17 protein-coding genes and 1 pseudogene are annotated in these 24,854 nt (G+C 46.3%); 12 read left to right on the forward strand and 6 right to left on the reverse strand.

The window, feature by feature from the left end:
* Window positions 1-354, reverse strand: a 354-nt coding sequence (locus L696_RS0101555) for a TetR/AcrR family transcriptional regulator (protein ID WP_025682157.1), incomplete at its 3' end; no start/stop codon positions are given.
* 400 nt (window positions 355-754) lie between these two features.
* Here L696_RS0101555 and L696_RS0101560 point away from each other — a divergent pair.
* From L696_RS0101560 to L696_RS0101585, 6 genes and pseudogenes are all read left to right on the forward strand, one after another.
* A complete protein-coding gene (locus L696_RS0101560) occupies window positions 755-1,024 on the forward strand; it encodes a CD3324 family protein (protein WP_025682082.1) in 270 nt (89 codons plus the stop codon).
* 421 nt (window positions 1,025-1,445) lie between these two features.
* Window positions 1,446-2,435 carry an alpha/beta hydrolase fold domain-containing protein gene (locus L696_RS0101565; protein ID WP_025682083.1) on the forward strand — a complete coding sequence of 330 codons (990 nt, stop codon included), beginning with the start codon at window positions 1,446-1,448 and terminating at the stop codon, window positions 2,433-2,435.
* A 20-nt stretch (window positions 2,436-2,455) separates the two neighbouring features.
* Window positions 2,456-2,553: pseudogene (locus L696_RS32580) on the forward strand (nickel import ATP-binding protein NikE); the annotation flags it as partial.
* A gap of 151 nt (window positions 2,554-2,704) precedes the next feature.
* Window positions 2,705-4,771: a thioredoxin domain-containing protein gene (locus tag L696_RS0101570; protein ID WP_025682084.1), complete on the forward strand. Its 2,067-nt coding sequence runs from the start codon at window positions 2,705-2,707 to the stop codon at window positions 4,769-4,771.
* Window positions 4,772-5,172: 401 nt separating this feature from the next.
* Window positions 5,173-7,173: a methyl-accepting chemotaxis protein gene (locus L696_RS0101580; protein ID WP_025682085.1), complete on the forward strand. Its 2,001-nt coding sequence runs from the start codon at window positions 5,173-5,175 to the stop codon at window positions 7,171-7,173.
* 147 nt (window positions 7,174-7,320) lie between these two features.
* Window positions 7,321-9,882 carry a hybrid sensor histidine kinase/response regulator gene (locus L696_RS0101585; protein ID WP_025682086.1) on the forward strand — a complete coding sequence of 854 codons (2,562 nt, stop codon included), beginning with the start codon at window positions 7,321-7,323 and terminating at the stop codon, window positions 9,880-9,882.
* Between the two features lie 5 nt (window positions 9,883-9,887).
* Here L696_RS0101585 and L696_RS0101590 read toward each other — a convergent pair whose 3' ends face one another.
* Entirely contained in the window at window positions 9,888-10,574 is a 687-nt protein-coding gene (locus L696_RS0101590) for a response regulator transcription factor (protein ID WP_025682087.1), read from the reverse strand.
* A gap of 553 nt (window positions 10,575-11,127) precedes the next feature.
* On the opposite strand from L696_RS0101590, the gene ectB reads away from it, so the two are divergent.
* The 3 genes from ectB to L696_RS0101605 all read left to right on the forward strand — a co-directional run bounded on the left by ectB (window position 11,128) and on the right by L696_RS0101605 (window position 14,845).
* Window positions 11,128-12,390, forward strand: a complete 1,263-nt coding sequence (gene ectB, locus L696_RS0101595; RefSeq protein ID WP_025682088.1) for a diaminobutyrate--2-oxoglutarate transaminase — start codon at window positions 11,128-11,130, stop codon at window positions 12,388-12,390.
* A gap of 134 nt (window positions 12,391-12,524) precedes the next feature.
* Window positions 12,525-13,502: a helix-turn-helix transcriptional regulator gene (locus L696_RS0101600; protein WP_025682089.1), complete on the forward strand. Its 978-nt coding sequence runs from the start codon at window positions 12,525-12,527 to the stop codon at window positions 13,500-13,502.
* A 125-nt stretch (window positions 13,503-13,627) separates the two neighbouring features.
* Window positions 13,628-14,845 carry an MFS transporter gene (locus L696_RS0101605; RefSeq protein WP_025682090.1) on the forward strand — a complete coding sequence of 406 codons (1,218 nt, stop codon included), beginning with the start codon at window positions 13,628-13,630 and terminating at the stop codon, window positions 14,843-14,845.
* A gap of 108 nt (window positions 14,846-14,953) precedes the next feature.
* Here L696_RS0101605 and L696_RS0101610 read toward each other — a convergent pair whose 3' ends face one another.
* The 3 genes from L696_RS0101610 to L696_RS0101620 form a co-directional block, all read right to left on the reverse strand.
* The gene (locus L696_RS0101610; RefSeq protein ID WP_025682091.1) at window positions 14,954-15,472 is read right to left on the reverse strand and encodes an NAD(P)H-dependent oxidoreductase; all 519 of its coding nucleotides are present in this window, start codon (window positions 15,470-15,472) and stop codon (window positions 14,954-14,956) included.
* A 161-nt stretch (window positions 15,473-15,633) separates the two neighbouring features.
* Window positions 15,634-16,752, reverse strand: coding sequence for a GGDEF domain-containing protein (locus L696_RS0101615; RefSeq protein WP_025682092.1), 1,119 nt, complete (start codon window positions 16,750-16,752; stop codon window positions 15,634-15,636).
* 107 nt (window positions 16,753-16,859) lie between these two features.
* On the reverse strand, window positions 16,860-19,295 hold the full coding sequence (locus tag L696_RS0101620; RefSeq protein ID WP_025682093.1) for a glycoside hydrolase family 94 protein: 2,436 nt from the start codon (window positions 19,293-19,295) through the stop codon (window positions 16,860-16,862).
* A gap of 223 nt (window positions 19,296-19,518) precedes the next feature.
* On the opposite strand from L696_RS0101620, the gene L696_RS0101625 reads away from it, so the two are divergent.
* Both L696_RS0101625 and L696_RS0101630 read left to right on the forward strand, forming a co-directional pair.
* Window positions 19,519-20,253: a thioesterase II family protein gene (locus tag L696_RS0101625; RefSeq protein ID WP_025682094.1), complete on the forward strand. Its 735-nt coding sequence runs from the start codon at window positions 19,519-19,521 to the stop codon at window positions 20,251-20,253.
* Window positions 20,254-20,272: 19 nt separating this feature from the next.
* Window positions 20,273-21,127, forward strand: a complete 855-nt coding sequence (locus L696_RS0101630; RefSeq protein ID WP_025682095.1) for a sugar phosphate isomerase/epimerase family protein — start codon at window positions 20,273-20,275, stop codon at window positions 21,125-21,127.
* 79 nt (window positions 21,128-21,206) lie between these two features.
* Here L696_RS0101630 and L696_RS0101635 read toward each other — a convergent pair whose 3' ends face one another.
* On the reverse strand, window positions 21,207-21,575 hold the full coding sequence (locus L696_RS0101635) for a DUF423 domain-containing protein (RefSeq protein ID WP_025682096.1): 369 nt from the start codon (window positions 21,573-21,575) through the stop codon (window positions 21,207-21,209).
* A 317-nt stretch (window positions 21,576-21,892) separates the two neighbouring features.
* Between L696_RS0101635 and L696_RS0101640 the strand changes: the two genes are divergently transcribed.
* On the forward strand, window positions 21,893-24,841 hold the full coding sequence (locus L696_RS0101640; RefSeq protein ID WP_209440926.1) for a glycoside hydrolase family 48 protein: 2,949 nt from the start codon (window positions 21,893-21,895) through the stop codon (window positions 24,839-24,841).
* Window positions 24,842-24,854: the final 13 nt, after the last annotated feature.

Consider the following 24,854-nt stretch of genomic DNA (forward strand, 5'->3'; position numbering starts at 1 on the left):
GGCCGTTTCGCGGCTTCCGCTTTGGGAATCCGCGGCAACCGAATTCCCGGTGTCCGCCGCAGCAGCCAAGCCGAAATGCCCGCCCGCCGGCGCCTCCCCCGAAGCCGAAGCGCGCGGGGCCTCCAGCCATCTCCCGGCCCGCTCCAATGCGTCCCATAGCAGATCGTGGAGCAAATTGCCCTTATTGCTGTAATAATGGTATACCGTGCCATAGCCGAGTCCCGCCTGCACGGCCACATCGCGGATTTCCAGTAAAGGTCCTTTATTCAAAAACACATCGGCAGCGGCTTTCCGAATTTGCGCCAGACGCCGCAGCCGGATCTCTTCGTTTTGTTCCTTCGTACGTGGAGACATCTCGTCCGTTCACCTCTTTTATTTTTGACCTACTATTATGTCAATATAAAACATCGGCTTGCGAATAACAAGAGTCGGGCAAACAAAAGTCCCGGCAACACCTCATAAACGAATGAAGATCAGTTATATATCAACTCAATTTTAATGGTTTGATTGTACTGATATCATTTAGCTGGTCCCAGGTGAGCAGAAGTTATGCTATACTTGCGAAGTAAAAGGGGGTGCCTACTGATGGAGAATCTATTGGGATTGTCTGTGACTTCTTACACTCATGCAAAGCCAATTATTAGGAAAGCGTTACTTTGTATGGGGCGAAACAATTTTTAACGCTGAACAAGCTTTTTTAATATTTTTGGCTTTGCACCTTATTTTAAAGAATCAAAATAAGGGGCGAGCAAAATTGAGATATACGAATGCTACAGAAGTTTTACCTCAAAAACTAATTACGGAAATTCAAAAATATGTTCAAGGAGAGACTCTGTATATTCCTAAGCCAAAAACGGAATATATGAATTGGGGCAGTTTGAGTGGCGGGAGAAGGTTGCTTGAACAGCGAAATGCCGCAATCAGAAATGCTTTTCAAAATAGCAGCAGTATCGAGCAATTAGCTAAGGAGTTTTTCCTCTCTACCGAAACCATTAAGAAAATTGTGTATTCACATAAAAAGTAGATGGACATAACGTGATGAGCTTAGGGCGTGACCGGATGAACGCGGTGAAAAACCAATCCGGTCACGTCTTTTTGTTTAGCAAAAGATTTGATCCCACCGCCGATAGATACAGCCAACGTTCACCCAATCGGTAGTTTATCGTTTCCAGTTCTTCGTATTACCTCCCACATCCAGATTCCCAAATATTTTTATAGCATTTCATTTTCTATTCCAAAGGTTGTACTTCATTTTTTACATTATTGTTTTTATGTCAAAAATGATTCTAAATCGTTGTTTTCATTTATAAAGTTTATTTTAATCTTTAATATATGGATATTAACGACAGCAACAACGGATTTGGATCGGGGCCGTATCTGAATAAATGAAGGAAATATGTATTGATTCATTGTCATTAAAACAAGAAAGTGAGGAAACGATTACTATGGGAGAGCAAAAAAGTAGAAGTAGACATCTAATTGATCCAGAAATTATAAGTGCAGTTGATTTAATACCAACAACCGATCTTACCGAATCTACACTAATGGAAGCACGTAAAAATCAATCTCAAATGATGCAACAAATAGATGTAACGCAGATGTTCCCTATTACATTAGAAAAAAAGGTTGTGCCAAGTTATTTTAGTGGTCCAGATATTCAAATAGAAATCATTAAGCCCAAACAATCCAAGCATCATAAGATGCCTCTATATTATTCGATACACGGAGGCGGAATGGTCTTAGGAAGTCCAGTCGTGGATCGTCCTGCTAATGCATCTCTTGCTGCACAACATGGTTTTTGTTGTGTATCTGTGTACTATCGCCTAGCACCAGAGCATGTACAGCCAAGTCAGTTACAGGATTGTTATTCGGGCCTAAAATGGTGTATTGAACATGCAGAAGAGTTAGGAATAGATACTCAGAAAGTTGCCGTTGGGGGCAGCAGCGCTGGCGGCGGTTTGGCGGCTGGCCTAGCCTTGTACATTCGTGATCAGAAGGAATTCGAAATCCATCATCTAAGATTAATGAGGCCAATGCTAGATGATCGCACAAGTACCGCACCAGAGCATCCATACGCAGGAGAGTTTATTTGGACAAAACAAAGTAATTATTTTAGCTGGAAATCTGTATTGGGGGATGAACCGGGTCAGGAGGAGGTAAGTGAGTATTATGTGCCGGCCCGTGCTAAGTCATTGGCCGGGTTACCACCGACTTATATAAATATAGGTACCGTTGATTTATTCATTGATGAAGCCTTATTTTTTGCAAAACAACTGGCCTTTGATGGTGTCTTAGTGGAATTACATGTCTATCCCGGGTACCATCATATGTCTCCCGCGTTTCCGGATGCGCATTTTTCAAAAGAAGGGGCCAGAACAAGTGAATACGCCTTACTGAAAGCTCTGGATATGTTTAATATAAATTCTAATTATTGATAAATTAGGTTGAGAGTCCTCAGTTTAGCGGCAGCCAGCCTCAACGGTCAATGTCACCAAGGCGATTGCGTTAAAACCCAAGTTGATCGTGCTGGATGAGTCGGTGAGGGGGATGGATAATGGTGTACTACCTGATGTACTTGATACTTTTTAACAATGTATTAATTCTAATCTGATATTATCTTTTTTCATCCCTTCCGACTTTTACCACCCATTTAGGGTAAAATAGTACCAAGCATAAAATCTAACTACGGAAGTGGTGATGTCCCATGACAACGAGCAGCAAACCGAATAGACTTGCCCAGGAAAAATCACCGTATTTGCTACAGCATGCTCACAATCCAGTAAACTGGTTCCCTTGGTCAGATGAGGCTTTTGAAATTGCTAAGCGTGATAACAAGCCTATTTTCCTATCTGTCGGCTATTCCACTTGCCATTGGTGCCATGTAATGGGGAGAGAATCTTTCGAGGATGAAGAAGTAGCTGAGGTATTAAACCGGGATTACGTATCCATTAAGGTGGATCGTGAAGAACGGCCGGATGTGGATCATATCTATATGTCCATCTGTCAGACGATGACCGGGCATGGGGGCTGGCCGCTGACGATATTGATGACCCCGGATCAGAAGCCTTTTTTTGCGGGTACGTATTTGCCCAAGGAGCAGAAGTTTGGACGTGTCGGACTGTTGGAGCTGCTGGACAAAGTGGGTACCCGGTGGAAAGAACAGCCCGAAGAGCTGGTGGAGCTGAGTGAGCAGGTGCTTACTGAGCATGAGCGGCAGGACTTGCTTGCAGGTTATCGCGGTGAACTGGATGAAGAGAGCCTGAATAAAGCTTTCCATGAATACAGCCACACCTTCGATAAGGAATATGGCGGCTTCGGGGAAGCTCCTAAGTTTCCTTCTCCGCATAACCTGTCTTTTTTGCTGCGATATGCACAGCATACGGGGAATCAACAGGCACTGGAAATGGCAGAGAAGACGCTGGATGCGATGTCCCGGGGCGGAATCTACGACCATGTAGGCATGGGATTCTCACGGTACTCTGTGGACGAGAAGTGGTTGGTGCCGCATTTTGAAAAAATGCTGTATGACAATGCTCTGTTGGCCATTGCGTATACAGAGGCTTGGCAGGTGACAGGCAAGGAACTGTACCGACGGATTACAGAACAAATCTTTACATATATAACAAGGGACATGACGGATGCAGGTGGTGCCTTTTATTCGGCGGAGGATGCGGATTCCGAAGGAGAAGAGGGGAGATTCTACGTCTGGGACGACTCCGAGATAAGGGCTGTACTAGGCGATGAGGATGCCGCATTTTTCAACGATTTGTATGGGATTACATCTTACGGAAATTTTGAAGGCCACAACATTCCAAACCTGATTGATATCAACCTGGAAGCCTTCGGGATCAAGCATGACTTGACTGAGCAGGAACTGGAGCAGCGGGTTAGCGAGCTACGCGCCAAGCTGTTTGCTGCCAGAGAGCAGCGGGTTCATCCTCACAAGGATGACAAGATTTTGACCTCGTGGAACGGGTTGATGATTGCTGCTCTGGCGAAGGCGGGACAAGCTTTTGGAGACACAAGATATACAGAGCAAGCTCAGAAGGCTGAGACGTTTTTGTGGAACCATTTGAGACAGGAGAACGGACGGCTGTTGGCACGTTATCGGGACGGCGAGGCAGCTTATCCCGGCTATGTAGATGATTATGCATTTTATGTCTGGGGCTTGATCGAGCTATATCAGGCGACCTTCGATGTACAATATCTGCAGCGGGCACTGACGCTCAATCAGAATATGATCGACTTATTCTGGGATGAGGAACGGGACGGATTATTCTTTTACGGGTCAGATAGTGAGCAGCTAATTGCCAAGCCTAAAGAAATCTATGACGGAGCCATTCCGTCGGGTAACAGCATCGCGGCCTATAATTTTGTGCGGCTTGCACGACTAACGGGTGAATCTCGATTGGAGAGCTATGCAGCCAAGCAGTTTAAGGCTTTTGGCGGTATGGTTGCTCATTACCCGTCAGGCTATTCGGCGTTGCTCAGCTCGCTGCTGTATGCAACAGGAACGACAAAAGAGATTGTGATTGTAGGACATAGGGATGATCCGCAGACCGTACAGTTCATTCAGGCGGTTCGAGCTGGATTTCGGCCGAATACGGTCGTTATTTTGAAGGAAGAAGGACAGTCGGAGATGGCAGATACGGTTCCTTATATCCGTGATTACGAACTTGTGGATGGCAAACCAGCCGTATATGTGTGTGAGCATTTTGCCTGTCAGGCACCTGTTACCAGGCTTGACGATCTGAAGGCGTTGTTGGATTAAATTGAATAAAGCAAGCAACCCTAATCCCCTTGGGAGTAGCAAGCATATGGTGATTTTCGAAAAAGACCCTATGTTTGCTACCTTCAAGGGGATTATTTTCATGTTAATAGGTAGGTATAGTGAGATGAAACTAATATTTTCTTAACATGTGCTACGCATTTTTCTTAATATTTTTTAGGTATATTATATCAAAGAATCGGTTCCTATCAGCCTTTCTGTATTCAAAAATAAGTACATATACCTATTTAATTAGCGTGTTTATATCTTTTTATGTACAAGCGTTTTAGCGGCAGATGTGAAAAACGTGAAAGAGAGTCTGTCGGGTGATTGTCATCATAGGCAAGACAAAGAGGTTCACCATAGGTTAGGAATTCCAAGTGATGAAATGGAGATGTTCATGAATGAAGAAGTTTTCGGAAAAAAAGTGGCTAGTCGCAAGGATTTTCAGCAAGAATTTTAAAACGAAGCTCATAGTCGCCTTTATTGCATTTCTGATTTTACCGTCCATGATCGTGGGGGCTTTGTCGTTTGAGAGCGCCAGTCAGCAGATTCGAAACCAGATTGAAGAAAGCGCCGAGCAGGCGATCATCCGCACTAATTTTATTATTGATAGTACTATTGAACCCAAAGTACATGACGCAGAATATTTTGCGGAAACACTAAAAGGAAATCGGGTAGAGACGGAGGAACAAGCGGCCAAACTGGAAGAGTTTTTCAAGCAATATGTTACACTCCATCCTGATGCAGAATCCATCTATTATGGTACGAAGGACGGTAAATTTACAACCTATCCACAGAAGCAATTACCGGATAATTATGATCCACGAGTCAGACCTTGGTACGATGAAGCGATAAAGGAACAAGCAAAGACAGTGATTAGTTCTCCCTATCTTTCGGCAAGCTCGAAGCAAATGACGGTTACGGTGTCCAGGACAACGTCAGATGGGTCGGGTGTTATTGGCATTGACCTGAAAATTAGTGGTATTAAAAAGACGTTGCACAATATTAAAGTAGGTCATGGGGGTTATGCCATATTGCTGGACAGCAACCATACTTACATTGTTCATCCGACGAAGGAACCAGGCACCAAAATTGCAGATATTGAATCACGCATGTTTCAGAGCGATACTGGTGCATACGAGTATGAGTATGAAGGCCAGCCTAAATATATGAACTATGCGACTAACAAGCTGACTGGCTGGAAGATAGGTGGAACGCTGTATTTGTCTGAAGTCGATGAAGCAGCACGACCGATTTTGATCAGCACTTTACTAACCATCGTTGGTTGTCTTGTGACTGGTATTATCATCGTTTATTTCCTGATCCGTTCCATCATCAAACCGATTTTAAAGTTAAAAGAACAAGCGGTACATGTGAGCGCCGGGGATCTGACACAGGACATACAAGTAAAGAGCGAGGACGAGATCGGAGAATTAGGAGTGGCTTTTCAAAATATGCAGGATAACTTGCGATCTGTTATTCAGAACGTAGGGAACAGTGCAGAGCATGTCGCGATTTCTTCGAATGAACTGACAATAAGCGCGGAACAAACCAGTGCTGCAAGTGAGCAGGTGTCCCAGGCTGTGCAAGAAATTGCCAGCGGTGCTGAGAAGCAGACTACAGGGCTGGAAAATAATTCTGTGGCACTGGATGAAATTGCACAAGGGATCACCCAAATCGCTGAACGCTCGATTTTGGTAGCCGATTTGGCCAGACGATCTGCCTTGCAAGCCGAGGAAGGACGAAAGTCTGTGGAGCAGACAGGCGAGCAAATGAATTCCATTCATCAATCAGTAGAGCGTTCCAACCAGATGATTCAAACCTTGCAAGCCCGCTCTCATGAAATCGGTGAAATTACGAAGGTCATCGGCGATATCTCCAATCAGACAAACCTGCTGGCCTTGAATGCAGCTATTGAGGCAGCCAGAGCGGGTGATCATGGAAAAGGCTTTGCCGTCGTTGCTGATGAGGTGCGCAAGCTGGCAGAGCAGTCTCAGACATCCGCCACACAGATTGCCACCTTGATTGCCGAAATTCAGCATGAAACGAAAACAACAGTGAAGACGATGGACAGGGTTACGACTGAGGTGCAGGATGGACTGCAGATTTCCAAAGCAACCATTGTCAAGCTGGGTCATGCGATGGAAGGCATTCGAGAGACAACGCCTCAGGTAGAGGAGGTCGCTGCGATTGCACAGCAAATATCAGCCAGTGTACAAGAGATTGCGGCGACAGCCAACGAGCTGGCGACGATTGCAACCGGTAATGCCGCCACATCTGAGGAAGTTGCCGCCTCCTCACAAGAGCAGCTGGCTTCCATGGAGGAAATATCAGCTTCTGCACAGTTACTTTCAACGATGGCTGCTGATTTAAAGGTGATGATCAGTCGTTTCAAATATTAAAACGAGCTTGAACCCTATGGGATCTATAGTACAATGAATGCTCGGGACAGTTCTTTAAGCCTTAAGGCATAAGGAATCTGTCCTGAGTTTTTTTATATTTTGGATATATCTCACAAAACATAGAAGATTATAAGGGGGGGCGGACACTTGGTTCGAGAATTAGTGCAATATGTTATCTTGATATTATTGTTAGTTTTGATTTTTCAGCGGCAGCTTGTTCGTCAGGCGATTACAGGTGTTTTTTATGGAGTGGCAGGAATTCTGTTCTTATATTTTGGCATAAGTGATAAAACACTGCTGACCTGCATGCTGGAGCTGGGGATGGGTCTAATGTTCATGACTCTGTTTGTGCACGCTTTAACCACCGCTAAGTATTTATATGGACAACGTTTGTTAGACAAAGATCGTGATCTGCTGAATTTACTTCGGGTTCAACCTGGTTTTACCTTTAGGCTGGAGAAAAGTGGCGATGAATTTTATTATATGCTGCTTGAAGGTGAATTGCTGGAGCGCGTGGGTCTGAATCTGCAAGTCAACCACAATAAAAGGGAGCATGTGAAGCGTCTCGGGGACATTTTGGAGCTTTCCTCTGAAACGATGGAGCAGCTTAGTCAATACTACAAACAGGCCTGGTTCGGTGATCGGACCGTATTTGAATTGGAGTTTTGGGAATATTCGGCTCTCATTACCTTACATCCGGTTAGGGAGGACGGGAATACCAGGCATGTTATCGGTCACGTGTTGGATATTACGGAGTATAAAGCCTCTGAGCAGAAGAGAAAGGAAATGGACGAGGCTAACCATGCGAAAAGCGTTTTTTTGGCTCATATGAGTCACGAAATTCGCACCCCGCTGAATGGAATCATCGGTCTGTCAAAGCTGTTGAATAAGACTGAACTGACTGCCGTTCAAAGAGATTACCTCCACAAGCTTCTCTCCTCCTCGCGTACCCTTTCATCCATGCTCAGTAACGTATTGGATTTTTCCAAAATGGAAGCCGGCAGTCTGGAACTGGAAAAGGTAGAATTCGAGTCGGAAAAAATGCTTCGGCATCTCGCAGATACCGTTGGAACTTTGCTGGAACATAAGGAAATAGAGGTCGTATTTATAACGGATCCGGCATTACCAAAAAGGTTCAAGGGAGACCCGCTTCGCATGGAGCAGGTGCTTTTAAATCTTCTGACCAACGCCATCAAGTTCACGGATCAGGGACATGTATTGTTACAGGTAAAAATGCTAAGCCGGCAGGACGGACGGGTAGGCGTTTCTTTTATGGTAGAAGATACGGGCATAGGAATTTCCGAGACGTGTATGGACAAGCTATTCATTCCTTTTACCCAGGCGAGTACATCAACCAGCCGCAGATATGGGGGCTCTGGGCTGGGGTTGGCCATTAGCAAGCATTTGGCTGAAGCTATGGGCGGGAATGTAGAGGTGAAAAGCCGATTAGGAGAGTACAGTCAATTTTACTTTAATGTCGAGCTGGATACTAGGGAATTGAATGCGGGAAGCACACGAATAGAAAAACAAATAGCTGGCAAAGCCTTGATTGTTGCGCAGCATGAACTGGTGAGATACAGTTTGAACGAACTACTGCAAGATTTGGGGCTAAAAACATTCACTATTTCATCCTTTCAAGAAAGTGTGGATGCTCTTCAAAAGGGTGAGCATTTTGATTTTATTATGATTGATATGGGGATGGAAGGCTTTAGAGAACTGGCCCCCCGGAGGAAATGGCTTCAAATGCTGGATAGGCAGATAACTCAGGTCATTGGACTTACAACCGTATTTCAGATGGAAGCAATAGCTACTGGGGACATGGATCATGGGGTGGATGCCTTTTTGTCCAAGCCCGTTACCCGGAACGCTCTGCTGGAGGTTCTCCGCTGGAAGAAGGAACAGTCAGTGTCAGCAGATGATATTATTCTGGAGGCTCATGTGACGATGATTTCTCGTAATGAGGTGTCGGACATAACACAGAAGTATCAAATCCTCATAGCAGAGGACAACGAGATTAACCAGGTGGTGATTACCGAGTTTTTGACAGAGCGGAACTTTGAGGTGACGATGGTCACGAACGGAAAAGAACTAATAGAGTTACTGGAGCTGCGTCACTGGGATATGGTGCTGCTTGATCTGCATATGCCGGAGATGGATGGTTTTGAAACGGCCAGACATATTCGAAGAAACAAAGCTTTTAACAGGCTTCCCATTATCGCTTTTACCGCTGATGCTGTGCAGCATGAACAGGATTTTTTTCTTCGTGCCGGTATTAATGCCGTGCTGCTCAAGCCTGTCCATGAACTGACCGCTGCTAGAGTGTTAGCTAGCTGGATCAATTTAGCGTGGCTGCAAGAATTACATGGTATTCACGCTGAGCAGTCGATAGCCGCTATGGATGGCAAGGTGTATATCTTTCAATTTGCCCTTTACAAATGGATACAGGAATACCAGCATCTCGATAAAAGAGTTGTGAGAAAAATGGACAATGGGCAGTTATCTTCTGCTCTTCGATTAATCCACTCGCTTAAGGGAGGAACGGGGAACCTGTGCGCGCCTGAGTTGCTGACAAAGGTGATAGAGCTGGAAAAGGCATTGAAGCGCAGCAATGAAACCTCAACAGGAGAACTATATCCAGACTGGAAAAAGCATCTGAGCACGGTTCAGAAGGATATTAACCAAATCAAGTCATCACTTCCCTGGAGCTGACCGTGTTATTGCAGAAATTTGTAGCCGATTCCCCAAATGGTCTTGATCAATTGCGGTTTCTTAGGGTCTTTTTCGATTTTTCTGCGTAAATGGTTAATATGTACGTCCACAGCCCTCTCATTAATAAAGGAGTCTGTGCCACGGAGAGCCTGAATCAAGGCATATCTGCTGAATACAATTCCCCGATTCAAATAAAAAAGCTTCATGAGCTCAAATTCTGAATATGTTGTCTCCACATTCTGTCCGTTAACGGTAATCATTCTTCTCGCTAGATCCAAAGTAATGCCCGTTTCAGGTTCAGGTGCTGTGCCTCTTCCTTGCAAGCGCGTGATTTCAATACGACGGAAAAGAGCCTCCATCCGTGCTTTTAGCTCTTGCATACTAAAAGGCTTGCAAATATAATCATCTGCTCCCAACGTAAGTGTACGAATGCGCTCTGATATGTTGTTTTCTGTAGAAATCACGATGATGGGCACATCCGTATGCTTGCGTATCAGTGGGCAGGGATTCACGCCATCCAAATCCGGAAGCAACAGGTCCAGCAAAATAATATCAGGCTGTACGATCTCAAGCTGGGTAATGCCCTCAGACGCTTGTTCCACTCGAGTAACGTTGTAGTCTTCTCCTGTTAAATACAAGGAAAGGGTATCTCCCAGCATATTGTCATCTTCAATAATTAAAACATTAGACATATTGATGTTTCCTTATCTATTTTTAAATTTTCAACGTTCTTTCTGATAGAGTAACCCCCTTTGGACAGTCTGTCAAAAGATCAGGGGGACCGGGTCAAACCCATAGCCTAACAGAACGAATTCATATCTTTTTGATATGGAAATATACTATTTTTGATATTTTTAGCTCTATTCCGACATTTTTCGTGGAAAATTAACAAAATCCCTTAAGCCTTAGACCCTCGATTACAAAAATTTAACAAAACACATCAGAAGCATGCATTGACTTCAAAAATAATTATGGTATTTTATTACATAGGAGTGACATCTACTGATAGAGACCCCTTAGAAAACCCCACCACTTAATCTTATGGAGTTTAATTTACTCTCAATAGGCTACTCTGCATTTATTTATCTGTACTCTATTCGTTCCCGTGATCGTACTCATGATTCTTTGGTGTGGCTACCCCTTTGCGATTCAGTCTGTCTTCTCATTTTAGATTACATATTTACACTTTTTTTGCTTTCCATGCTTGTATTTTTTCAAATCAGGTCAGCGGGAGGACGAGAGATTATGAACACATTTGAAGCACTGGAGTCCAATGTAAGATCCTATTGCAGAAGTTTTCCGGTTATTTTCAACAAAGCGAAGAACGATGTGCTGTACACAGAGGCAGGAGAGGGATATATCGACTTTTTTGCCGGAGCAGGGGCTTTGAACTACGGGCACAATAATGATTTCATGAAAAACCGGCTTTTGGATTATTTAACCTCAGACCGGATTATGCATGGTTTGGATATGTTTACGACGGCCAAACAGGAGTTTATTGAATCTTTCTCCGAGCATATTCTCCAGCCCAAGGGCTTGAATTATAAGCTGCAATTTTGCGGTCCGACTGGTACTAATGCGGTGGAGGCGGCATTGAAGCTTGCGCGCAAGGTGAAGAAAAGAAATGGAATTTTTGCTTTTATGGGCGCGTTTCACGGCATGTCGCTAGGTGGTTTGTCTGTTACCAGTAACAACTCCATGCGAGAGAGCGCCGGTGTACCCTTGAATAACGTCACCTTCATCCCTTATAACAGTACGTTTAACGGCTTGGATACCATTTTATATATGGAGCAGCTTTTAACGGATACCCATTCCGGGGTGGAAAAGCCAGCGGCCATCATTCTGGAAACGGTACAGGCTGAGGGCGGTATTAACATCGCGGATACCGAATGGCTGCGTGATTTGCGGCAGCTGTGCGATGATCATGATATTTTGCTGATTATTGACGATATACAGGTTGGCTGCGGTCGGGTTGGTTCGTTCTTCTCGTTTGAGCGGGCGGGTATCGTTCCTGATATGGTTGTTTTGTCCAAGTCAATCAGTGGCTATGGTTTGCCGATGTCCCTGTTGCTGATCAAGCCGGAATTGGATATTTGGAGTCCTGGTGAGCACAATGGCACCTTCCGTGGAAATCAGCTTGCTTTTGTCGCTGCAAAGGCAGCGCTGGAGTTCAGGGATACGGTAGGGCTGGAAGCACAGGTGAAGGAAAAAGAGGCGTTTGTCCAGCAATTTTTGCGTGAACATATTCAAACCATCGATCCTCTCATTGAAATTCGCGGCTTGGGTCTGATCTGGGGAATTGATGTATCCCACCTGGGAGAAGCGTTCGCCAAGGAGGTTGCTACTCTCTGCTTTAGTAAGGGCCTCATCATTGAGCGGGCTGGACGTAACGATACGGTGATTAAAATTATGCCTGCGCTAACGATCAGCTTGGAAAACCTGCGTGAAGGCTGCAACATCATTAAAGAAAGCATGGTTCAGGTGTCCAGCACACTGGTTACTTTGTAAATCTTCATATTTTAACAGATCGACGGGAACCTCCATCGCTGCTATTTTCTAGCGGTAGGAGGTTCTTTGTCAAACCACCAACAATCCGGTATGATGAGAATAATTATCAATGAACAATACTGGAGTGAAACGCTATGCAGGAAGCTACTTTTCATCATAATTTTAATCTGTTTCTTGAAAAACTGGAGCTGAACGCTGACGTTACAGGTTATAAAGCTCCGATGGAACTTATACAAACCGTGGGGAAGGGCACTATTCGCCGTTGCTCCCCGCGCCTGGATATGGAGCTTGTGGTTTCAGACTATACCTTTCATCAAAGCCGAACGATTGATTTTGTGGCTACTGTGCCTATGGTGGAGCTTACTTGCTGTTTTCGCGGCGGACGGGAGGTTCAGGCGTCGGGAGTACGACATGAAATTGTGCCGGGGCATTTTTCGTTACAGCTCCTGAAGCCGGGTGAAGCTCGCTTTGAATTTACGGCGAATGAGCAATTTACGATGCTGGGCATCGGGATTCCGGTATCGACGTTTCATTATTTTATGGAAGAGGCGGACGGAAGAAGGAGTGTAGATTTTGCGGATTTACTCGGACCTCATTCGTTTCGCGCTTTTCAGGCTCGCATGAATCCAGTTGCCGTCTTCAAGTTGACTCAGTTGATGCAGGGCATCCAATCCGGTTCGATACGCAATATTGAAATGGAATGTGCCGTATTGGATTTGTGGATGCTCGCTTTACGCACCTTTTTCGAGGATGGGCATGATCCATCTGTCTCCTTGAACCGGGACGAAATCGCCAAAATTAAGAGGGCGCGTCAAATTATGCTGGAGCACATGGCGGAGCCGCCGTCTCTCTTGCAGCTTTCACGTATGATCGGCATGAATGACTACAAATTGAAAATGGGCTACAAGGAAATGTACGGAACAACCGTCTTTGGAGATCTGCGTGAACAACGGCTGGATCAGGCACTTCATTTGCTGCAAGTCGGAGGAAATAGTGTGACGGAAGTTTCTTGTGCGGTGGGTTATTCCAATCCAAGCTACTTTGCAGAGGCATTCCGAAAAAAATACGGCTGCAACCCGGGTACGCTCGTCCGAAATCGCTTATTCAGCTAAATAACCCATTCCCGCAAACCAGCAACGAATTCCGTTAGCTGGTAGATCAGAACCGAACCCCCGTGTAGGATGAATGACAAGGTTACTGTACCTGTTATTCATTCATAAGAAGGGGGAACTAGGGTATGAATTCCGTACCACATGTACAAAAAGCACCTAACCCAAAACATTTCTGGACACTCGTCCTGTGCGGAACTTTACTGGTCATTACAACCACAGGCTTGGCCCGTATGGGTTATGGTGCTGTGCTTCCGTATATGCAGAAGGGGCTGCATCTGACGATATCACAGACAGGGTTACTGGGAACGATCATGTTTCTGGGTTATTTGCTCACGGTAGGCTTGTCAGGTGTGCTGGCTGTACGCTGGGGAGCTAAATTGGTGCTTATAACGGGCAGTGCGGCTGTAGTGGTCAGTATGCTCGGATTGGCATGGTCGCCTTCATTTTGGGCTATCGAATTGTTCATGTTCGTTATTGGGGCTGGCAGCTCACTTGTATTTACTCCACTGATGTCCCTGATGATCGGCTGGTTTCCGCAGCAGCGGGGGAAGGTGTTAGGTATACTGTTGAGTGGCGCCGGTATCGGCATGTTATTAAGTGGTTTTCTGATCCCTGTGATCATACGGGTATTTCCCCATGACGGCTGGCGCGCTGTATGGTTGTGCTTCGGGATTATTTCGTTGGTGGTGCTTGTGTTGTCACTATTTGTTCTGAAAAATCCGGCATCTGCCCGTCAAACGGTAAGCGAGGAGGATAAGCCCCAGTGGCTGAAAAATAAGGAGCTTACCCGCATTGCTGTTTTATATTTTCTGATTGGCATGGCCTATCTAATACCTAATCTGTATCAAAGCAGCTATATGCTGGAGGCAGGTATTTCAAGCAGCACGACAGGGCTGATTTATGCGTTTGCAGGGGTATTCAGCATTATAGGCGGCCCTGTATGGGGAAGTATCTCGGACAAGGCAGGGGTGCAACGAACATTTATGCTGGCGTGGATTTTTGCTGTGCTTGGGGATCTCGTTCCCATTGTTATGGACAACGTGTGGGGCTTTGCGATTTCATCCATCATTTGGGGTTCGAGCATCGGAGGGCTAGTCACCTTGATCCAGGTTAAAGCTTCACAGCAGGTTCCGTCCAAATATGTTCCCTCTGCCATCGGGTTTATCTCTGTATTTTATGCAGTAGGGCAGATGCTGGGTCCGGCGCTGTCAGGCTGGATGATCGAGCATATGGGGGGCTTTGCCGCCGCTTACGGCTTGGGGGCTGTCGTCTATGCATTAGGCTTCGTGCTGAATAGCAGGGGGAAAGTCGTTTCCGTGCAATCAGAACGCAGTTCGTTATAATTCCTGATTTGAAAATTAAACTCAAAAAAAAGCCCCCTGGTCGATAGACTGCCACGTTCTGCGTCACAGCAGGTGGTAGCTCCAACCAAGGGGCATTTTCCAATAGAATTAAGAAGTAACGGTTTGCACGTATCTTTGCGCGGATTGCTCAAGCTCCTCATCGGTCAGAACCCCAGTGCCATATTGCACGAAATAAGGGAGCAATTTGACACCAACCAAGTGGCTTGTAGCTTCGAGGGGTCTCAGCAGTTCTTCGATTGTGTATCTGTTCCGTCCGTCATGTTGATAATTTTCCTCTACACTAGCGGCAGACAGAGCAATCAGTAACTCTTTGCCCTCCAATTTGCCACCTTCGCTTCCATAAGCCCAACCGTAAGTCAGAACCGCATCTTGCCATTTTTTCAGCAGGGAAGGGGTGCTATACCAGTAAAAAGGAAATTGCAGTACGATACGGTCATGCTGCTCCAGCAGTTCCTGCTCTTGAGCTACATTGATTTTCTCATCCGGGTATACTTCATACAGGTTATGAACGGTTACACCCGATTGCTTTTTGAGCTCCTGGACCCATCTTTTGTTAACGCGGGACTCCGCAAGATTAGGGTGGGCTACAATAACAAGTGTTGACATAAGAAAACATCTCCTTCAACTTATTTTATGTAAGTAAATTACGTTATTACTTGTAAGTATTATAGTTTCAGCTTATATTCTTGTCAAATGGCTTGTTTTTTTGAAAAAATCCCCGGCAAGTGAGTGCCGGAGAAGTCATCCTGTGAGTATTCTCTGTCGAATTAGGCAATATGATTGAGCGAAACTATCTTATTCTTACCAGAACGCTTGGCTTGATATAGATAGTCGTCCGCTTCCTGAAAGAACGCATCTTTGTTCATTTCTTCTGTATAGCTTTTCAGACCAATGCTTACGGTTACGGAAATGTTTTGCTTTTTTTCGTAAAAAGTCATCTTTTCCACTTCGTGCCGGATGTTTTCGGCGATTTGATAAGCTTCTTCAAAGGTATGCTCGAACATCAGGATGGCAAATTCCTCACCACCATAGCGGGCCGCAATATCATTTGCTGTAATCTGCTCTGTGATGATTTGCGAAATGCCCTCCAAAATTTTATCTCCGAACTGGTGCCCATAATTATCATTAATTTTCTTGAAATTGTCAATATCCACTAACGCGAGATGAATAATGGCGCCTTGTTCGGCATATTCGAGTGCTTTTTCATAGAAGTTCTGAAAAGACAAATGATTGTACAGCTTGGTTAACCCGTCGGTCATCGACATTTTGCTTATAATCGCGTTGCTGATCATCAACTCCTGTTGGGCGCGCTGTGTTTTGTACAAATCCACTAACAAATCGCGGCCGCTTGCCTGAATAATAAGAGCGATAAAGGTAGACATAATCAAAAATGTCGGAATGGCCACGATATCAAAGCTCGACAAATAGGTGCGGAATGATCTATCTACTGCCAGCAACAAAAAAAACACAACCACTTGTAATACAAAGGAAAGCCATATCAAGCGACGATTGAAAAACAGGATGGATGAGAAAATAGGCAACAAACACAACGCCGTAATAATTCGGATATCGTAGTTTAGTCGAATGATCGTCCAGCAAATGACCGTGCTCGCTATAAACAGAATCGCGAAAGAATACCTATTACATTTAAAATGAGCTATTTCTGCAAGCAAGTTGGAGCCGCTCATGATCAGCGTCGGAACAATAAGGGTTTCAATGTAAAATTCATAAGGAGAAGCGTGGTAATCAAGAAACAAATAGCAGCCCAACTGGGTGATAAAATGTACGGCAATAATCATCCAGTACAGTAATAACATTTTGCGTACCCAGCGGGCTTGCTTCATTTTGTAATCCATGGTTTGTGTAAGCCGTTTTGTCTTGGTCATGATGTCACCACACTTAATATATCTTTAGCCATTCTCGTATTATAAGATACTATGTGATGAAGTTGAAGCTAATTTTTTAGGGGTCGATTTAGGGGTCAATGTACTTGTCAGCCCAGTAGCACTTTAACCTGATGGATAGCACCATCTCCTGCAACCGGCAGAACATTGTCCGTGAGGACAGTTCCATCTATCGTGACTGTAGCTATACCTTTGGATATATGCTGTGGATTCGTGATTTGGATCACGTAGGTATCGCCACGGAAGACGCGAGTGATTGTAAATTCGTCCCAGGCGGCAGGAATGCACGGATCAATACGCAGACCATCCCATTCCGGCTGAATGCCAAGAATAGACTGGGTAATGGCTACAAAGTTCCACGCCGCTGTGCCGGTCAGCCAGGAATTTTTCGCTTCGCCTTCACGAACGGCATCCTTGCCCGCAATCATTTGCGCATATACATACGGCTCAGTGCGGTGGATCTCGCTGATGTCCTCCAGGTAGGCAGGAGCAATTTTGCTATACAGCTCAAAAGCGCGATCTCCACGGCCAATCACGGCCTCTGCCATCATAATCCACGGGTTATTGTGACAGAAGATGCCCGCATTTTCCTTGTACCCTGGAGGATAGGAGGATATTTCACCCAGATTGATGTAATAGCGCGAATAAGGCGGATTTTGCAGCACAATGCCATAGGGAGTCTCCAGTCGATCCCGTGTAGAGTCGAGCGCTTTTTGAGCCTGACCTTCCTCAACGCCGATTCCGGCCATCACGCAAAAACCCTGAGGCTCAATGAAAATTTGGCCTTCCTCACAATCCTTGCTACCGACTTTATTCCCATAGTGGTCGTAGGCTCGCAGAAACCAATCCCCATCAAAGCCATGCTCCAACGTGGCGGTCCGCATCCGATCCACATGGGCCTGGGCCGTGGCTGCTTCGTCATCTAATCCTCTACGCTTGCACAGCTCAATAAAATCTGGCCCTGTATACACGAATAGTCCGGCGATGAATACCGATTCCGCTATGCGACCCTCCAAATTTTGCGTGGTCTGATAGGACTCATCCGGTGTAGTAGAAAAACAATTCAGGTTCAAGCAGTCGTTCCAGTCTGCCCGGCCAATCAGTGGGAGACCATGCGGGCCGAGATTATTAACTACATGATAAAAGGATCGCTTCAAATGCTCAAACAGGGTAGCGGTATGCTCTTCATTCCCATCGAATGGCACCTGTTCGTCCAATATGGAAAAGTCTCCCGTTTCTTTGATATACGCAGCGGTGCCAACAATTAGCCACAGCGGATCATCGTTGAAGCCGCTACCGACCTCGTGGTTTCCTTTTTTGGTTAAAGGCTGGTACTGATGATAAGCCCCGCCGTTATCAAATTGAGTGGAGGCGATATCGATAATCCGTTCCCGCGCCCGCTCCGGTATCTGGTGGACGAAGCCGAGCAAATCCTGATTCGAATCCCGGAAGCCCATACCACGCCCGATGCCGGATTCGAAATACGAAGCGGAACGCGACATATTGAACGTAACCATACATTGATACGGGTTCCATATATTCACCATCCGGTTCAGCTTGTCGTCGTGGCTCTGAATGGTGTATTTAGAGAGCAGGTTGTTCCAATAGGCCCGCAGCTCACTCAAGGCTCGTTCAACATCGGCTTCATCCGCGAATTGAGCAATCATGGCATGAGCCTGCTTTTTGTTAATCACGCCAGGAGATTCCCATTTTTCATCCTCCGGATTTTCCACATAACCAAGTATAAAGTTAAGACTCGTTTCTTCACCTGGCTCCAGCGTGATTTCGATGCAATGCGATCCTACAGGCGACCACCCGCTGGCAATAGAGTTAGAGGCTTGCCCGGCGGTGACGGTTTGCGGCTGGTCCAGCCCGTTGTATAGTCCCAGAAAAGCTTCACGGTCTGTATCGAATCCTGCCATTGGACGATTGACAGAGAAGAAAGCATAGTGGTTGCGGCGCTCACGATATTCCGTTTTGTGATAGATGACGGAGTCCTGTATTTCGACCTCGCCCGTGTTCAGGTTGCGTTGAAAATTGGTCATATCGTCATAGGCGTTCCACAGACAAAATTCCACGAAAGAAAAGAGCTTGATCTTTTTAGTCTGTGCAGAGGTGTTCTGAAGCTTGACCTGATGTACTTCTCCATCAAAGGACAGCGGTACAAAAGCCAACTGCGTCGCCCGGATACCGTTACGTTCACCCATAATTGAAGTATAGCCAAGCCCATGTCGGCACTCATACAGATCCAGCTCCCGTTTGACCGGCATCCAGCCTGGTGTCCAGTAATCCCCGTCATCATGAATATAAAAATAGCGACCACCGTTATCGACAGGAATATTGTTGTATCGGTATCGTGTTAAGCGACGTAAGCGCGCATCCCGGTAAAATGCATAGCCGCCAGCTGTATTGGAGATCAGTCCAAAAAATCGTTCGTTGCCTAAATAATTGATCCAGGGATATGGGGTTTGAGGGGTGTGGATGACATATTCTTGGTTAGCATCATCGAAGAAACCGTACTTCATGGCGCAGAACTCCTCTCGAATTTTAAGAAATAAGGCCAAACACATTATTATATTCAAATATGAAGCTGTTCTTCCCAAAAGAATCGGTTTCCTGCCTAATGCAAAAGATGCTAGATTTCCCCGACCTTGTTTCTTGAATTTGCAAAATATTTGAAATGGGTAAATATACCTTTTTATGCTAAAATGAAAGAGTAAGGACTCAGCATGGCAGGAGGTTGCAAGGATGGCACCCATCACATTGTTTTTCATTCCATATGCGGGCGGATCGGCATCGGTCAGCTTCAAATGGAAAAAGCTGCTGCTTCCGCAGATTAAGCTTGTTCCGCTGGAGCTGGCGGGAAGAGGTATTCGTTCCGGAGAACCATTAAAGGACAGCATTGAGGAAATGAGCGAGGATTTATTGCTCAAGATCAGTCAAGAAATAGCCCCCGGCGATCCTTATGCCATTTATGGTCACAGTATGGGAACGATGATCGCATTCGAGCTGTATTACAAGCTGGTGGCTGGCGGTTATGGGAAACCTACTCATCTGTTCGTATCTGGTGGACGGGCACCGCATGTCCCGAGAGATTTCCCGTGGGCCCATGATCTTCCCGCAGAGCAGTTCAGAACGCATTTGCAGCGGTATGGTCAGCTTTCGGAGGCCATTTTTGACAATCGCGAATTGTACGACTATTTTATCCCGGTGCTAAGAGCGGACTTCAAAGCCGTTGAGACGTATGAGTACACGGCCCCAGCCGTACCTTTGAATTGTTCGGTCACAGCCTTGACAGGGCTGACCGATAACACAATGACCTTGCAGGATGCGGAGGCGTGGAGGCAGCATACGGATCAGAATTTTCGAATTTTCACCTTTGATGGAGGGCACTTTTTTATTCATGACGAGGTGGATAGGATTACGCAAATCATTAATGAGACCTTGGAACGAAGTGCTGTGACAAGCAGAAAGCAACATTAAAAAGAAGAGGTGATTTGAAGTGACTGTAGGCGTATTGGCGCATTTATTTGGCAAGTTGCCTTATCGCGAGTTGGCTGCAAAGGTAGGCGCAGCGGGCTTTACTCATGTTCAACTGGCTCCGTGGAGAGCGATCAGTGATGTAGACTTTAACAAACCGGGAAAGTTCAGTCCGGGATTGGCACTGTCTATCGCGGAGGCATTCCGTCAGCATGGAGTATCCATATCGGTGCTTGGCTGCTATTTGCATTTTTTTGAAAAGGATGAGGAACTTCTACGTGAAAATGTAGAGCGCTTTAAAGAGCTGATCCGATACGCAAGCCTGTTAGGGGCACCGATGGTGGCTGCCGAAGTCGGACGTAATGAGGATGGAAGCCCATATACAGAACGAGACTGGAAGGTTGTAAAAGAAGTTGTGCGCGAATTAGCGGACGAGGCGGGAAAATGGGGCGTGTTCGTCGGTTTGGAGGCCGCTAACGATCATTTGGTCGGAACGGCGGTAGAGCTGGCTACCTTGCTGGAGGAAGTACCGTCATCCCAGATCGGCGTAGTGATAGATCCGGGCAATCTGCTGAAAACGGAAAATCTGGCAAGACAGGATGAAGTCATCCGCGAAGCGTTTCAACTGCTGGGACCCCGGATTATCGCGGCGCATGCCAAAGACCGGCGTTTGTCATCGATAGGTGAGATCGAGACCGTACCGCCGGGCTTTGGTGACATGAACTATGGTCTATACATGGAGCTACTGGAGCAGTACAAGCCTGGGGTTCACATCATTATGGAAGCCGCGCAGGAGCACCAGATGGCTGAATCCAAACGTTACATCGAGGGCCATCGCTTAGCGGCTCAGAAGGAGCAAGAAGTACACACAAAGTAATATAATTCTTTCGTATTCGGGAATTGCTCAGGAGATTTGGAAGCGTCTACTTTTCCAAGTCTCTTTTCTTTAGCTTTGTTTAACCCTGCACTACCGCCACAATCACAAGTACCCAGCTTGCTAAAAAAGCCACCCCGCCAATCGGGGTAATCGCTCCGAGCTTCTTCACGCCGGATAAGCTAAGGGCATACAAACTGCCGGAGAACAGGAGAATGCCTGCTAGCATTACCCAGCCTGCGGTAACAATCAGAGACGAATGGACCAGATTTCCTGCAACGGCTCCGAGCAGAACCAAGCCCAAGCCGTGAGCAATATGATATTGGATACCTGTCTGGAATATGCTCATCATATCTGCGGAAAGTCTTTTTTTCAAAGCATGTGCTCCGAAAGCTCCCAGAGCTACGGCTAAAACCATCATTATACAACCAAGCACCAGTAAAATTTTCATATTATAACGCCTCCCTGTAAAATCGTACCGATTTCCTGTAATTTCGTCAATTTTCATTACTAAACCATAAACATATTGATTTTTTCGACTCTCATTTGGCGGTGGGTATGGTATATTTTTTCCAGGGCCAATGTGAAGCGTTTGGAGCTAATGGACAGCGTGTCCTCCACCTTTTTGACGGGAAAGTGAGGTGATGGTGCTGTCTTTTTGTGCTGTCTTTTTTCGGAACAAAAGCTTGTGTAAAGCCAAAATTGATATTGGAGAGGATGGATGGAAAAGTGATCAGCAAAAAATCCGTGTTCAGGAAATCTGTCTCTATGGTCATGTCAGCCATTTTGGTGCTTCCGCTAACTTTGGGCATATTTCAGGCTGAACCTGATCGTGCATCGGCTGCAACACCGGAATCGACACGCTTCCTACAAATGTATAAACAACTGAAGGACCCGGCCAGTGGATATTTTTCCAAGGAAGGTATACCTTACCATTCGGTTGAAACCCTGATGAGCGAGGCCCCGGACTACGGACACTTAACGACCTCGGAAGCGTATAGCTACTGGATGTGGCTGGAAGTGCTGTATGGCCATTATACCGGGGATTGGGGACATTTGGAATCGGCATGGGATAACATGGAGAAATACATCATTCCTGTTAATGAGGGTGACGGCAAGGAAGAGCAGCCTACCATGAGTAACTACAACCCGAACAGCCCCGCCACCTATGCAGCAGAATATCCGCAGCCAGATCAATATCCAAGCCGTCTGAGTGGTCAGTATAGTGGTGGCAAGGACCCACTGGATGCAGAGTTGAAGGCAACCTATGGCAATAATCAGACCTATCTGATGCACTGGCTGCTGGACGTGGATAATTGGTACGGTTTTGGCAATCTGCTGAATCCGTCTCATACAGCGACCTATGTGAACACCTTCCAACGCGGGGAGCAGGAATCGGTTTGGGAAGCCGTCCCGCATCCATCGCAGGATAATCAAAAATTTGGTAAAGCAAATGAAGGCTTTATGAGCCTGTTCACCAAGGAGAATAATGCTCCTGCACAGCAATGGCGCTACACGAATGCCACCGATGCGGACGCACGGGCGGTTCAAGCCATGTATTGGGCTAAAGAGCTGGGGTATGACAACTCCGTTTATTTGGATAAAGCAAAAAAGATGGGGGACTTCTTGCGGTACGGCATGTACGATAAATACTTTCAGAAAACCGGAAGCGCTTCCAATGGAACCCCGGTAGCTGGCACTGGCAAGGATGCAAGCCATTATCTGATGGCATGGTATACGGCGTGGGGCGGCGGACTGGGCCAAAGCGGTAACTGGGCTTGGCGGATAGGCGCCAGTCATGCGCATCAAGGCTACCAAAATGTAGTCGCAGCCTACGCCTTGTCCGATAAAGATGGCGGATTGATTCCGGCTTCGCCAACAGCAGGACAGGACTGGGCGACCTCGCTGAAGCGCCAACTGGAATTTTACACTTGGCTGCAATCCGATGAGGGAGCGATTGCAGGGGGAGCAACGAATAGCTGGGATGGTGCCTATAAGGCGTATCCGGCAGGCACGAGTACCTTTTATGGCTTGGCTTACACGGGGGCTCCGGTATATAACGATCCACCGTCCAACAACTGGTTTGGGATGCAGGCATGGCCAGTCGAACGGATTGCTGAGCTGTACTATATTTTAGCCAAGAAGGGGGATACTTCTTCCGAGCAGTTTAAGATGGCTAAACAAGTGACGGAAAACTGGATTGCATGGTCCAAGAGCTATGTATTTGCGAACGAACGTCCTGTGACGGATGCACAGGGCTATTATTTGGACGCACAAGGCAAACGTATTCTGGGTGGAAAAAATCCGAAAGTGGCCACAACTACAGCTAAAGGTGAGTTCTGGGTACCGAGCAAACTGGAATGGAGTGGAAAACCGGAAACGTGGAGCGGATTTGCCAATTACAAAGGGAATACCAATCTGCATGTGGTAACGAAGACTCCGGGGCAGGATGCGGGAGTGCTGGGCAGTTATGTTAAAGCGCTTACTTTTTTTGCTGCTGGAACGAAAGCCGAAAAAGGTGATTACACCGCACTGGGCAAGGAGGCCAAGGATCTGTCCAAAGCTTTGCTGGATGCTGCTTGGGGCTACAATGACGGTGTAGGCATTACAACGAAGGAAGACCGCGAGGATTATTATCGTTATTTTACGAAAGAAGTGTATATCCCGAACGGCTGGAGTGGTAAAACAGGACAAGGTAACACCATTCCTGGCGCAGATGCTACCGCTTCTGATCCGTCCAAGGGTGGTAATGGTACGTATTCCAGCTATACCGATATTCGACCTAACATCACCAAAGATCCGCAATGGTCTTATCTCAAGGACAAATACACGACCTCATGGAATAATCAGACGAAAAAATGGGACAAAGGCGCTCCAGAATTTACGTATCACCGTTTCTGGTCCCAAGTCGATATGGCGACAGCTTATGCTGAATATGATCGCCTCATCAACGGTGGTGGAACAACCGAACCGACGGCTCCCAAAGCTCCAGCCAATGTGAAGGCAAACGCCGGGGATGCTCAGGTAACACTGACCTGGAGCAAAGCGACGGGAGCAGACAGTTATACCGTCAAGCGCTCTACAACCAGTGGAGGACCTTATGCCACGGTAGCCACAGTAACTGACAGCACTTACAAGGACACAGGAGTGGTGAATGAAACCACCTATTATTATGTAGCAAGTGCGACCAATTCCCTGGGAACCAGCCCGGATTCTGCCGAGGTCAGCGCCAAGCCGACAGCAGCACCCGTTTCGGCTACGGGAGATGTGATTGCCCAATACCGCGTGGGCGACACGAACCCGGGAGATAATCAGATCCGCCCGCTTTTCCGTGTTGTAAACAAGGGGAAAGAGGCTGTTGATTTGAAGAATGTCAAGCTGCGGTATTATTATACAGTGGATGGCGACAAGCCGCAGGAATTTCATTGTGACCATGCACAGCTCGGTAGCGGCAACGTTCAGGGACGTATTGTGAAGCTGGATAAGGCCGTGACGGGGGCAGATTACTATCTGGAAATCTCCTTTGGAGCTAGTGCGGGAAGTCTGGCAGCAGGAGCCAACACAGGGGATATTCAGGTTCGCTTGAACAAAACGGACTGGAGCAATTATAACGAAAGTGATGATTTTTCCTATGATGCGACCAAAACGTCTTATACAGATTGGGACAAAACGCCTCTGTATGTGAACGACCAACTTGTATGGGGGCTGGAGCCTTGATTGTAAAATAAAC

The organism is Paenibacillus maysiensis (assembly GCF_000520815.1).
Taxonomy (GTDB): Bacteria; Bacillota; Bacilli; order Paenibacillales; family Paenibacillaceae; genus Paenibacillus; species Paenibacillus maysiensis.